The sequence below is a fragment of the Proteus appendicitidis genome (assembly GCF_030271835.1).
Taxonomy (GTDB): Bacteria; Pseudomonadota; Gammaproteobacteria; order Enterobacterales; family Enterobacteriaceae; genus Proteus; species Proteus appendicitidis.
This window is the reverse complement of the sequence record NZ_CP127389.1, coordinates 2,508,429-2,521,257: the sequence shown is the minus strand read 5'-3', so window position 1 is coordinate 2,521,257 and position 12,829 is coordinate 2,508,429. Positions and strand designations below refer to the sequence as shown.

16 protein-coding genes are annotated in these 12,829 nt (G+C 41.2%); 5 read left to right on the top strand and 11 right to left on the bottom strand.

Annotated features, from left to right (window positions below; genetic code table 11):
- Nucleotides 1–39 precede the first annotated feature (39 nt).
- The 5 genes from QQS39_RS11875 (at nt 40) to flgL (ending at nt 5,620) form a co-directional block, all read left to right on the top strand.
- Complete coding sequence (locus tag QQS39_RS11875) at nt 40–783, top strand: flagellar basal body L-ring protein FlgH (protein WP_023581820.1); 744 nt, start codon at nt 40–42, stop codon at nt 781–783.
- 14 nt (nt 784–797) lie between these two features.
- Nucleotides 798–1,904, top strand: coding sequence for a flagellar basal body P-ring protein FlgI (locus tag QQS39_RS11870; RefSeq protein ID WP_151435484.1), 1,107 nt, complete (start codon nt 798–800; stop codon nt 1,902–1,904).
- On the top strand, nt 1,904–2,890 hold the full coding sequence (gene flgJ / locus QQS39_RS11865) for a flagellar assembly peptidoglycan hydrolase FlgJ (protein WP_151435483.1): 987 nt from the start codon (nt 1,904–1,906) through the stop codon (nt 2,888–2,890). The genes QQS39_RS11870 and flgJ overlap by 1 nt, the downstream gene beginning before the upstream one ends.
- A 117-nt stretch (nt 2,891–3,007) precedes the next feature.
- The gene (gene flgK / locus QQS39_RS11860) at nt 3,008–4,648 is read left to right on the top strand and encodes a flagellar hook-associated protein FlgK (RefSeq protein ID WP_285804603.1); all 1,641 of its coding nucleotides are present in this window, start codon (nt 3,008–3,010) and stop codon (nt 4,646–4,648) included.
- 27 nt (nt 4,649–4,675) lie between these two features.
- Nucleotides 4,676–5,620, top strand: coding sequence for a flagellar hook-associated protein FlgL (gene flgL, locus QQS39_RS11855; protein WP_196571542.1), 945 nt, complete (start codon nt 4,676–4,678; stop codon nt 5,618–5,620).
- 88 nt (nt 5,621–5,708) lie between these two features.
- Here the strand turns inward: flgL and QQS39_RS11850 are convergent, their stop codons facing one another.
- The 11 genes from QQS39_RS11850 to fliJ all read right to left on the bottom strand — a co-directional run bounded on the left by QQS39_RS11850 (nt 5,709) and on the right by fliJ (nt 12,824).
- Nucleotides 5,709–6,194: a GNAT family N-acetyltransferase gene (locus QQS39_RS11850; protein WP_285804602.1), complete on the bottom strand. Its 486-nt coding sequence runs from the start codon at nt 6,192–6,194 to the stop codon at nt 5,709–5,711.
- A complete protein-coding gene (locus QQS39_RS11845) occupies nt 6,182–6,448 on the bottom strand; it encodes a type II toxin-antitoxin system TacA family antitoxin (RefSeq protein ID WP_151435479.1) in 267 nt (88 codons plus the stop codon). The genes QQS39_RS11850 and QQS39_RS11845 overlap by 13 nt, the downstream gene beginning before the upstream one ends.
- A 133-nt stretch (nt 6,449–6,581) precedes the next feature.
- Nucleotides 6,582–7,364, bottom strand: a complete 783-nt coding sequence (fliR, locus tag QQS39_RS11840) for a flagellar biosynthetic protein FliR (protein ID WP_196736676.1) — start codon at nt 7,362–7,364, stop codon at nt 6,582–6,584.
- A 5-nt stretch (nt 7,365–7,369) separates the two neighbouring features.
- Entirely contained in the window at nt 7,370–7,639 is a 270-nt protein-coding gene (fliQ, locus tag QQS39_RS11835) for a flagellar biosynthesis protein FliQ (RefSeq protein WP_151435477.1), read from the bottom strand.
- A 15-nt stretch (nt 7,640–7,654) separates the two neighbouring features.
- On the bottom strand, nt 7,655–8,425 hold the full coding sequence (fliP, locus tag QQS39_RS11830) for a flagellar type III secretion system pore protein FliP (RefSeq protein WP_151435476.1): 771 nt from the start codon (nt 8,423–8,425) through the stop codon (nt 7,655–7,657).
- Complete coding sequence (gene fliO / locus QQS39_RS11825) at nt 8,425–8,871, bottom strand: flagellar biosynthetic protein FliO (RefSeq protein WP_151435475.1); 447 nt, start codon at nt 8,869–8,871, stop codon at nt 8,425–8,427. The genes fliP and fliO overlap by 1 nt, the downstream gene beginning before the upstream one ends.
- Before the next feature lie 3 nt (nt 8,872–8,874).
- Nucleotides 8,875–9,285: a flagellar motor switch protein FliN gene (fliN, locus tag QQS39_RS11820; protein ID WP_023581830.1), complete on the bottom strand. Its 411-nt coding sequence runs from the start codon at nt 9,283–9,285 to the stop codon at nt 8,875–8,877.
- A complete protein-coding gene (gene fliM, locus QQS39_RS11815) occupies nt 9,278–10,309 on the bottom strand; it encodes a flagellar motor switch protein FliM (protein WP_151435474.1) in 1,032 nt (343 codons plus the stop codon). The genes fliN and fliM overlap by 8 nt, the downstream gene beginning before the upstream one ends.
- Before the next feature lie 5 nt (nt 10,310–10,314).
- On the bottom strand, nt 10,315–10,797 hold the full coding sequence (fliL, locus tag QQS39_RS11810; protein WP_006533151.1) for a flagellar basal body-associated protein FliL: 483 nt from the start codon (nt 10,795–10,797) through the stop codon (nt 10,315–10,317).
- Between the two features lie 177 nt (nt 10,798–10,974).
- A complete protein-coding gene (locus QQS39_RS11805; protein ID WP_285804601.1) occupies nt 10,975–12,378 on the bottom strand; it encodes a flagellar hook-length control protein FliK in 1,404 nt (467 codons plus the stop codon).
- Complete coding sequence (gene fliJ, locus QQS39_RS11800) at nt 12,378–12,824, bottom strand: flagellar export protein FliJ (RefSeq protein WP_006533149.1); 447 nt, start codon at nt 12,822–12,824, stop codon at nt 12,378–12,380. The genes QQS39_RS11805 and fliJ overlap by 1 nt, the downstream gene beginning before the upstream one ends.
- Nucleotides 12,825–12,829 lie beyond the last annotated feature (5 nt).

Genomic DNA, 12,829 nt, shown 5'->3' with positions numbered 1-12,829 from the left:
GGATTTCCTGTCAGGCGTATTACTAAAAGAGTATCGAAGATGGATACAAAGGTCATTACTGACAATTCTGGGGCAAGAAAGCTTAGTGTCAGATGGCGTCGTCATCAACGTTTAGGTACCGCCCTGTTGGTACTGACACTGGCGGGATGCGCACATATACCCAAAAAACCGTTGGTAGAAGGTAACACAACGGCGGTTCCAACGGCACCAACAGCGCCTGCGCCTAATGGCTCTATTTTTCAGTCAGCTCAGCCTGTTTATTTTGGCTATCAACCGCTATTTGAAGACAGACGTCCTCGAAATATTGGTGACACGCTAACAATTACATTGCAAGAAAACGTGAGTGCAAGCAAAAACTCATCCGCAAATGCGAGCCGTAATGGCAAAGCAGGATTCCTTGCTTCGATCACACCAAGATTTTTGGAAGGATTGTTTGGTAATAGCCGTGCTGATATGGGAATGGAAGGAAACAGTGACTTTGGCGGTAAAGGTGGCGCAAACGCAAACAATACCTTTAAAGGCACCATCACTGTTACCGTCGATCAGCTTCTTGCCAATGGAAACCTGCACGTTATCGGTGAAAAGCAAATTGCTATCAATCAAGGTACTGAATTTATCCGTTTTTCAGGTGTTGTGAACCCAAGAACAATCAGTGGTGCTAATACCGTAAATTCAACCCAAGTTGCTGATGCTCGTATTGAATATATCGGAGACGGTTATATCAATGAAGCACAGTCTATGGGATGGCTACAACGCTTCTTCTTAAATGTATCACCTTTTTAATGAGTAGGGTCCAGATGAAAAAAATAGCGATGAGCCTTTTCTTTATCGTGATGACATGTGTCGGTTTTTCCGCTCATGCCGAACGGATCAGAGATCTCACCTCTGTTGAAGGGGTAAGAGAAAATGCGCTGATTGGTTATGGTTTGGTCGTGGGATTAGATGGAACGGGTGACCAAACAATGCAAACCCCGTTTACCACGCAAAGTCTGAATAACATGCTCTCTCAATTGGGGATCACCGTACCACCTGGCACCAATATGCAATTGAAAAACGTTGCAGCGGTAATGGTAACTGCAAAATTACCGCCTTTTGGTCGTACAGGGCAATCAATCGATGTTGTTGTTTCATCCTTAGGTAATGCAAAAAGCTTACGTGGTGGTACGTTGCTGATGACACCATTAAAAGGTGTTGATAATCAGATTTATGCTTTAGCACAAGGCAATATTATTGTCGGGGGAGCGGGTGCATCTGCGGGGGGGAATAGCGTTAAAGTTAACCAGTTAGCAGGTGGACGCATTAGCAGCGGCGCTATCATTGAACGTGAACTGCCTTCGCAATTTGGTCAAACAGGTCTGCTGAATCTACAACTGAATGAAGAAAACTTCACTTTGGCACAACACATCTCTGATGCTGTTAATAAATTGCGCGGTGTGGGCACGGCGATCCCTTTAGATGCCCGTACAGTTCAACTACGTGTTCCTATTGGTAAAAGTGAACAAGTCCGCTTCTTGGCTGAAGTTCAAAACCTTGAAATTAAACGTGTAGTTGCAGATGCGAAAGTGATCATTAATGCAAGAACTGGTTCTGTTGTGATGAATCGTGATGTGACATTAGGAAGCTGTGCTATCGCTCAAGGGAATCTTTCCGTTACGGTTGATAGTCAAGTTAATGTCAGCCAACCTAATACTCCGTTTGCGGGTGGTAGTACGGTTGTAACACGTAATACTAGCGTAAATATGAGTGAACAAGGTGGCTCATTACAACAAGTGAATGCAAGTGCAAGCTTAAACGAAGTGATCCGCACATTAAATGCACTGGGTGCAACACCAACAGATTTAATGTCAATTTTGCAAGCAATGGAAAGCGCGGGTTGCTTACGTGCGAGATTGGAGATTATCTGATGAAAGATTTATCTCTGCTTTCTTCAATGCCGACGATGTCAACGCCAGCATATGACAGTAATGCATTGAATAAACTTAAATATCAGGTTGGACAAAATACTGATCAACAAGGGCTGCGCCAAGTGGCGCAGCAACTTGAAGGTGTTTTCGTTCAAATGATGTTAAAGAGCATGCGTGATGCTATTCCTCAAGAAAGCATGTTCAACTCAGAAAGTACCAAGATGTACACCTCTCTTTATGATCAACAAATCGCTCAAGACTTATCACAAAAAGGCTTGGGCTTTGCTGACATGATAGAAAAACAACTTTCTGCCAAAGTTACGATGGACCCTAGTGAAATGGCGGGTAAAACGCCAATGCCATTAGATGGTAGCGATATATTTCAATCCATGCCAACGCAAGCATTGGGGCAAATTTATCGTGCGATGCAGCCTTATCAAAATGCAGTTGAAAGTACGATTGGCAAGCTTAAGGGCTTATCTGAAAGCAGTGCTTCTTTTGCATCAAAACTGTTAGGGCCAGCAAAACAAGCCACAGAAGGTACTGGTGTACACCATCTTTTAGTTGTTGCTCAAGCCGCACTTGAATCAGGTTGGGGTAAACGTGAGATCCTAACCGGTGACGGTAAACCGAGTTATAACCTGTTTGGTATTAAAGCAGGAAATAGCTGGAAAGGACCTGTTACGAATATCATGACAACTGAAGTGATCGATGGTAACTCGGTTAAAATGCGTGACAATTTCCGTGTTTATGGCTCTTATGTTGAAGCTATTCAAGATTACCTCAGATTGATCACTGAAAGCCCTCGTTACGCTAAAGTACCTCAAGCCCATACCCCTGAACAAGCGGCTTACCGCATCCAAGAAGCAGGTTATGCTACCGATCCGGGTTATGCCAAAAAACTGGTTTCAATTATTGGCCAATTAAAAGGAAGTGGTGAGCAAGTTGCTAAAACTTATACTCACGATTTAAGCGACCTATTTTAATTATTTTCCCCTCAAGTTTAGAGGGGAAGAACCGATAATAAAGACCAGAGCATCCATTTAACTTGCCAGCTATGCTCCGTGCATACGGGTGATGACTAAACGTAAAAGGATAGACAAATGTCCAACAGTTTAATTAATACAGCGATGAGCGGACTTAATGCGGCACAAGCTGCGATGAGCACTGTGAGTAATAACATCGCTAACCAAAATGTAAAATGGTACAACCGTCAAATGACTGTGTTTAATGAAAACAGCGGTACGATGACCGGTAATGGTTATATCGGTAATGGCGTTAATGTTAGTCGTATTCATCGTGAATATAACGAATTCCTTGCCGGTCAAATGAACCGTGCAATGTCAAAACAAAGCGCACTGAATAGCTATACCCAAAATATCTCACAAATTAATGATTTGTTAGCAGATAAAGGGAATGACGTTTCGAGTGCGATTGACGAATTTTTTACCAGCTTACCGAATGTAACTAATAATGCAGAAGATAACCCAGCGCGTACAACGGTTATTGGTAAAGCGGAAGCTATGGTCAATATGTTTGCTAAAGCAGACCAATCATTGCGTGATTTAGAAAAAGATATTAATAGTCAGGTGACAAACACCTCTAAAAATATCAATGAATATACAAAACAAATCGCAAAATTAAATAACGAAATTAGCCGCTCTAAAGGCTTTAATGGCGCTGATCCTAACGATTTATTAGACCAACGCGACCGTTTAGTTCAAGAATTAAACACATTGGTTGATGTACAAGTGACTCAACAAGACGGTGGTTTTGTTAACGTCACATTTGCTAATGGTTTGCCATTAGTCTCTGGTACTCGCGCTTATGAAGTTTCAGCTATTCCATCTAATCAAAACAGCGAACGCCTTGTTATTGGTTATAGCAACGGCATTGATGAAATGCGTGAAGTGGATGCAAAACGCATTAAGGGTGGCGAACTTGGTGGTGCTTATCGTAGCCGTGAAGAGGTGTTAGATCCAAGCCGTAACCAATTAAACCAATTAGCGTTAGTGCTGGGTGATCAATTTAATAAACAGCATGAGCAAGGTTTTGATTTAAATGGCGACAAAGGTGAAAAATTCTTTGACCTTGGTGGCGCTCATGTTATGCCAAACGGCAAAAACAAAGGTAATGCCACCTTTGATGTGAAATACACTGACACTAAAGAAGTGAAAGCCGCTGACTATACGGTTAAATACGACGGCAGCAATTGGAATGTGACGGTAGAGCCGGGTGGTCGTAAAGTTGCAGCTACAGTCGGTGCAACGGGCGAATTAGAATTCGAAGGGATGAGTATCAAAGTCAATGGTACACCACAAAAAGACGATTCTATTGTCGTTCAATCTGTGGGTAACGTGATTGCTGGTATGAAAGTTGCCTTGAATGATCCTAGCAAAATTGCAGCAGCAGGCTCTAAAGATACCGGTCCAAGCGATAACGAAAACATGAAAAAACTGTTTGAGTTACCTGATGAAAAAATTATTGATGGTAAAACAACAATTGCTGGTGGCTATGGCTCATTGATCAGTATGGTCGGTAATAAAGTGAATACCGCTCAAGTTGACTTTGATGCTCAGGTTTCTATTACTAAAAGTATTGTAGAACAACAACAGTCTGTTTCTGGCGTGAACTTGGATGAAGAGTATGGCGAGATGTATCGCATTCAAGAATATTACATGGCAAATGCAAAAGTTATTCAAACAGCAAACAGTATGTTTGATGCAATTATGCAAGTTCTCTAAGCCCTCATCAGAATAAGGAATATCACGGTGCGTTTAAGTTCAAATCAAATTTTTAGCCAGCGAGTGGACAATATCACTGGTTCGCAAAGTAAATGGATGACTGAAGGGAATAAAATTTCTAGCGGTCGTCGTGTTGAAAAACCATCAGATGATCCCATGGCGGCTTCTCAAGCGGTGATGGTGAAACAATCTGAATCGCGCAATCAGCAGTATGCGACAGCGCGTGGATTTGCCAAAAACAGCATGTCTTTGCAAATGAGCTTAGCAAGCCAAATGGTGAATATTACCACTAAAATTCAAGAAACACTGGTTGCAGCGGGTAATGATGCCACATTAAGCGACGAAGACCGTGCATCTTTAGCTGATCAATTAGAGGGTTTAAAAGACCAGCTAGTGGGTATTGGTAATACAAAAGATGGTGTGGGTCGTTATATTTTTGCTGGCTTCCAATCAGATAAACCACCTTTTGTTGCTGATGCAACAGGCAAAATCACCTATCAAGGTGGTGATAAGCAAATTACCCAAAAAGTAGATAGTAATATTGAAATGGTCACTAACTTTACAGGGATCGAAACATTACAATCTTCAGGTAGTAAAGGAACGGCTCCAGATATTTTTGAAGCATTAGATGGCGCTATTACTGCATTGCGTGAACCTTTAGCGGGTAAACCACAAGCTGATCGTGATGCTGCATTAGACAAAATTGATGCTGCAAACCGTGTTAACCGTGCGACGCTAAATAATATTTCTAGTGTTGAGGCGAAGTTAGGTCTACAACTTCAAGAACTTGATAACTTAGATGATTTAGGTGCCGATACTTCTTTAAGAAATGCAAAACGTTTAAGCGAACTGCGTGAATTAGATTGGACACAAGCGATTTCAGATTATTACCAAGAAGAGTCTGTATTACAGGCTTCTTATAAAGTGTTTAACGACATGAAAGATATGTCGATGTTTAAGATGTACCGCTAATTATTTTAGTTTTGTCTTAAGACATTTTGATATCACCCCTGGTATTTATTTATCAGGGGATTTTTTTTATTGAATGCGAGAGGCAAGTTCATTTCTTTAATGCTAGAAATAAAGTGTTTTCTTGTGTTGAAGAGGCTTTAAAACCATTATGAAGATAAAACTGTTTTGCATTTTCTGTGAGAGAATGAACCATAATCGCTTTAACGCCAATATTTTCAGCAACATGATAACAACGTAAAACAGCATCTCTTAATAAATCAGCGCCAAGACCTTTTCCATGGAAAGAGATATCGACGGCAAGTCTAGCTAAAATGATAACAGGTATTGGATCTGGCATATTACGACGAATCGCGTTGATGGCTTCAGTATGATTAACACTTCCTGTTGCTAAAGAATAATAGCCAACAACATAGTGGCTATTTTCTTTACAGACCACAAAAGTACGAGATGCACCCAATAATTGGTTTTTGAAACCTCTTTGCTTTATCCAGTTATCTAATACAATTTCACTACTATAAAAATCAGCGACTTCATGCGAACTTGATAACGGCTCAGGCGCTGTTACTTTTCCCATAATGGTTTTCTCATTAATAACTTTTCAAGAGCAGGGTCAATATCAACCGGTGCATCAATAATTTCTATAAATTCGGCATATTGAGCATCATTTAAATTAAAGGTTCGACGGTCTAAAATGACATCCTCAGCAGCTTGACATGCTGTTTCAAGAATAAAGTCAGTACGAGATTTATGGAGAATTTCAGCAGCAGTATCAATAAGAGCGCGTTGTGATTCTTTAGCGCGAATATTAAGTTGTACATCTGATTTCATATCACGTCTCCTTGTATAGCAAATGATATACAAGAATTGTAGAATAAATAAGCATTAATGGCTAGGGTGAAAACAGATTAATTTTAATGAGTGAGCTGAAAAATAAATAATTAAAAGTTAATAAGCTGAAATTTCAAGAAACCAACTGCTGTAATATCAATGTGATGCGATTAAACGTATCGCTAAAGACACGCTCTGTAAACACAGGTAATGCAGGCATGATCATGGATAATGCTAACATACCGATAGTCAGCGTAAGAGGGAAACCCACCACAAAGACAGAAAGTTGTGGTGTCATACGGTTTAGAATACCTAATGAAAGGTTGAGTACTAAAAGTAGGGTGATTAATGGCATGGCTAACATCATACCGTTAATAAAGATTGTGCCACCACTTTGAACTAAAGTGAGAATAGCTAAAGAGTTAAAGGTTTGATTTCCAATAGGAACAACATAGAACGTATCAACTAATATTGATATTAACCATAAATGCCCATCAAATACTAAAAATAGCAATATTGTTAACATATTAAAAATACGTGCCAGAATAGGCATATTCGGGCCACCTGATGGATCGACGAAGGTGGCAAATGAAAGCCCCATCTGTAAACCAATCACTTCACCAGCATGACGAACAGAAGCAAACGCCAACTGCATTGATAACCCTAGAATTGTGCCAATCAAAATTTGTTGCAACAGTACCCAAAAGGCAATAATCGAGAATAAAGGCACATTACTTTGCGGTAAGCCTGGTGCAACTAATGCGGTAATTAGAAAGGCGAGCGCAATGCGAAATTTTTTAGGCGTCTGCTTTTCACTAAAGAGTGGCGCAGTGCTAAAAAGGGCGAGTATACGCACAAATGGCCAGAAAAAATCACTAATGTAGCCGTTAAGCATTTCACTGGTCAGGGTTATCATTGCTATTAACCAATCATCCCAGGAATGCTTGTAAATAAGTTATGCATATAATCAATAAGTAAACTTAACATCCAAGGACCCGCAACTAAAATAGCAGCTAATACAGCCAGGATTTTGGGAATAAACGATAATGTCATTTCGTTTATCTGTGTTGCAGCTTGAAGCATACTGATCACAAGACCGGTCACCAGAGCGGACAATAAAAGAGGGCCTGCTAGTGATAAAGCGATTTTCATCGCTTCAGTACCTAGTGCTAAGACGGATTCTGGTGTCATGGGATTACCTCAGCGCTAATTAAAAAAGCTTTGTGCAAGCGAGCCTAGTATTAATTGCCAACCATCAACTAAAACAAAAAGCATCAGTTTAAATGGCAATGAAACTGTGGCTGGTGGCACCATCATCATACCTAACGCCATTAACACACTGGCAACCACTAAGTCGATAATAAGAAAAGGAATAAAAATCATAAAACCGATTTGGAAGGCGGTTTTTAGTTCACTCGTAATATAAGCCGGCACCAAAATACGCATTGGTACACTTTCGCGAGTTTCAAACGCAGGCGCATCGGCAAGACGAGCAAACAGCGCTAAATCAGTTTCACGAGTTTGTTGCATCATAAACTGGCGTAAAGGTTTAGAACCATTTTCTAAGGCTTGCTCGAAGGTAATTTGATCTTCAGTAAATGGCATATAGGCATCTTGATAAATTTTATCAAAAACTGGTGCCATAATGAAAAAGGTCATAAATAATGCCAAACCAAGAACAACTTGGTTTGGAGGAGCAGAAGGTGTACCTAAAGCATTACGTAATAATCCAAGGACAATAATAATGCGGGTAAAACTGGTCATCATCAGCAAAACAGCAGGAATAAACCCTAAAGCTGTAATGAAGATTAATGTTTGTACTGGTAATGACCAACTTTGACCACCACCCGGTAAAGACTGTGTAATAACACCCGGAAATTGGGCAAACGCACTGCTAGGTAATAAGATTAAAACCAGCACACTAGCGAAGAGACGCCAACGCTTTAATGCGTTAAAAAAAGTGACACACTGATGCATTATGAGTTGCCTTTATCTCGCTTTAGCGTTTTTTGTAATATTTGAGTAAACAATGGCGATGTTGGTGATGAGGTCGCTTCCTGCGAGGCTTTATCAGGGATGGGTAATTTATGCAGCAGATTTACCTGCGACGCAGTTACCCCTAATACGAGCCATTCCTGTTCTATTTCAACCACCACCACACGCTCTTTCGCACCTAATGAACAACTTGCTTTGACGTTAAGTTGTGCTGTCGTTCCTTTAAATGAACCACGGGTAAAACCAAAACGGCGAAATAACCACATAGCAACAATAATAAGAACGATAATGCCCGCAAGTGCCGTGCTAACTTGAGCAAGGCTTTGACCTACAGGCAACGGTTGTGTAGGTGTTTGAACAGTTTGTGTTGTAGCAGGTGCGGTAGTATTTACCGCACCTTGGCTGGAAAAGGAAGGAAGCTGTTCCATAGATTAACGGCTCAGACGACGCATACGTTCTGATGGCGTAATGATATCGGTAATACGAATACCGTATTTATCAGAAACAACCACAACTTCACCTTGAGCGATTAAATAGCCATTGATAAGAATATCAAGAGGCTCTCCAGCTAAACCATCGAGTGAAACCACAGAACCTTGTGACAGGCTAAGTAATTTTTTAATAGTCATTTTGGTGCGACCTAACTCTACTGTTAATTTGACTGGAATATCCATAATCAAATTGATGTCAGATAGATGATTTAGTGCATCGTCTTCAGGCAAAAGATGTTCAAATAGATCGGAACTATTATCCTGGCTTTTCCCAGTTTGCTGTTCCATTGCATCAGCCCACATATCCTCAGCCGATTGTGAATTATCAGTTGGGCGATTTGCATCACTCATTGGTTTGTTCCTCATCCAGAGCGTTTAAAACAGGGTTAATTAGGTGTTCAACACGAAGGGCATATTGCCCATTTACTGTACCGTATTGGCTTGTTAATACGGGCACACCATCAACATGTGCAATCAATCTTTCTGGTTTATCAATCGGGATAACATCCCCTTTTTTAAGTGTTAACACTTTTGATAAACGCAGTGGGATGTCAGTAAAGTTTGCGACCAGTTCAAGCTCTGAATGCTGAACTTGGTTGACTAAACTATCTAACCAAACCCCATCTTCTTGACGAACATTTTCAATTGGTGGATTGATCAGTCGTTCACGTAATGGCTCAATCATGGCAAATGGAATACAAATACTAAATTCCCCAACCATTGAACCAATTTCTACCTGAAAAGGTGTCGTAACAACAATGTCATTCGGTGATGAGGTGATATTGGTAAATTTCACCTGCATTTCAGAACGAACATATTCCACCTGAATTTTGAATATGGAATCCCAAGCATCACGGTAGGCATCAAGTGCCAGTTTCAACATTTTGTTGATGATCCGCTGCTCTGTGTTGGTAAATTCACGCCCTTCCACAGGGATTGGAAAACGGCCATCACCACCAAACAGGTTATCTACCGCGATATAAACCAGATTCGGCTCAAAGGTAAATAATGCTGTTCCTCGTAAAGGTTTTAAATGCACCAAGTTAAGGTTTGTTGGCACAGGTAAATTACGAGCAAAGTCGTGATAAGGGTGAATTTTAACGCCACCAACAGTAATGTCAGGGCTACGACGGAGCATGTTAAACAGCCCCATACGGAATTGACGTGCAAAGCGCTCGTTAATAATTTCTAACGACTGTAAACGTTCTCGAACCACACGACGTTGCGTGTTGGGGTCATAAGGCTGAATATCCGGTTCATTCGGATCCTTCGCTATCGCAGGTTCCCTGTTCGCGCTTTTTTTGGCGTCGTCACCTGATGTGTCATCATTCAGCAGAGCATCAATCTCTGCCTGTGAAAGGATATTATCGCTCATAATGATTATCGCAGAATAAACGTGGTAAACAGTACATCGGAGAGGATCTGTTCAGATTCTCCCGGTACGAGAGTCGGTCTCAGCGTTTCTTTTACATCCGTCATTAGCTGGAGTTTTCCATTGTCTGTCGCGAGCTTATTAGCCTGTTGACGAGAAAGCAGTAATAACAAGCGGCTACGAACCTCAGGTAAATAATCATGTAGACGCTTACGAGTGTCTTCATTATGCAATCTTAATGTGATCCCTATATAGAGCACTCTGTCTAAGTGTTCTTCGTCATCAATTAGATTTACCGTAAAGGGTTCTAATGACATAAAAACGGGTGCTGGTATAACTTTTTGCTGACTTGTGCCCGCTGAACCTGATTTAGCATGCTTCAATGCCCACCAACTATATCCACCGAATGCCGCTGCAATAATGGCGATCACCAATAATACGATGATCAGAATTAAGCTATAGCTTTTACGTTCATTGCTGTAATTAGACATGGACAGTTAAATTCCTGTTTTGTAGTGGATACGTGTTCACTGTTGTGGACTTCCATATCCATCTAAATCAACCTTAATTATCCCGCTATTTCTGTTTTTTAATTGCAGAAACAGATAGGGAAAAAACCATTAACTCTTACGTTTATTGACATAGTGTTTCCTCCCAATACATTTGTATTAGGCGAAAATATCAACACCACCACGAGCGGATGCTAATTCTTGAGGCGTAAGGGTTATCTTTTGTAGTGCCGTTTCAGAGGCTAATTGCAGAGAATTACCCTCGCTTCCTTGATGATTATCGGCACCATCTCCACTAAATTGAGAGGAATCTGACATATTTTGTTGTTGCCAACTGTCATGAGTGTCGCTAGACACCTGACTTTGCGTGAGCTGGATCCCATTTTCAGAGAGGGCTTGACGCAATTGATGCATGGCATTTTCTAATACAGAACGAACTTGTCCGTTTTGTGAAGCAAGGTGCAACTGTGCTTGCCCATCTTCTATTTTCATGCGGATATGCAATGAACCTAGCTCTTCAGGGTGTAAACGTAGTTCTGCCTTTTGTAAGCCATTACGGCTAAACATCACAATTTGTTGGTTCAGTTGCTGTTGCCACTCTTGTGTTCCCACTTGTGCATTTAATACCTGTGTTGCCATCGGTGAAAATTGCATTTGTGGTTGTGTTGAAGAGTGAGCATGACCTGTAATGCTTTGCGAAGCCAAAGAAGAAGAGGTCGAAAGGGTGTTGTGAAGATCGCTTTCTACAGCGCGATTACTTGCCACCATTTGCTGAGCAACATTGTCCACTAATTTTGCATTCGTAACTTGCTTATCGCCGTTTAGCAATGCATTCACTTTTTCTGCCGTTGGCGTTAAAAGCGTGGCGATGCTATCGACTTTTTTCGCAGAAGGTTTTTCTGTTTGATTAGCACTAACAAGTGTACTTTCTGTTGCTAATGTCGGCGTCTCTGGACGTAGCTGGGTTAACAAGGACTTTTCATCTGATTTTGATAGGTTAAGCTTGTCGGTAAGGTTGAAGTCCGACATATCGCTATCTTTTGAAATAGTACGTGCTAACGAGGTTAAATCTTCACCACGTTTAACTGATTGAGGCTGTTGTAATGCTTGAGTCAGTTGTTCTGAGGGAAGGGTAAGTCGTTTTAATCCAGGTAGCCCTGCTAACTGAACAGGAAGTTCAGCCGCGAGTTCTTCCGCTGACATTAATAAAGACGGGTTCTTATTTTCAACGATAGCCGCAAATTGTTCATTATCCGGCAAAGTAAGAGTCAGTTGAGATTTCTCAAGAGATGGCTCTTCTATCACATTGGGTTCTGTGGTGACAGACACAAGATGACTACCGTCTTCTTTTGTTTTGTCTTCATCAGAGTGTGAATGTGCTTTGTTTTCTTTCGTTGAATGGTTTGTGATATTGGCTGTCTTTTTATCACTCTGTGCATTTTGGGGTTGAGAGCCCAAAAGCTGAGCAAATGTCGGGGCATTATCACCGGGCTGACTATTTGAAGCGGATGTCGTTCCCGGAGAGGCTGCAGCGACATCCATGGTCAGAAGCGTTATCTCCATCAAGTTGTTCTCCGTAAAGTACTACGCTGTGCGTACTCGTCCATTTGTTTCTGTTCAATACGATCAAGATGTCGCTTACGGCTATCTTCAGCGCGTTGCTCCAAAGTCTCAAATGCATTGAGTCGTTGCTGTTTTTCTCTCCATTGTTCAGTTGCAAGATCAAGCTGCGCCTGCCAATGTTGAAGTTGTTGTTTATGTTGTTCGATAGTCAATTCGAGCGTTTTGAGGAATTGTTGGTAGTTTTGCCACGATGCTGATGACATCCCCCCTAAATTCAACGTTTCATTTAGACGTACACGGTATTCATCCTGATACCCAATCAACATATTGAGTTGCTGTTCCATTTGTTGATGACTCTGCCGGACCTGAGCCAGTTGAATAGCGGCTTGTTCAGCCGCTGTCTGTGCCAGTTCTCTCAGTGTCACTAAAGGTGACTGCTCCCGCATTGGAA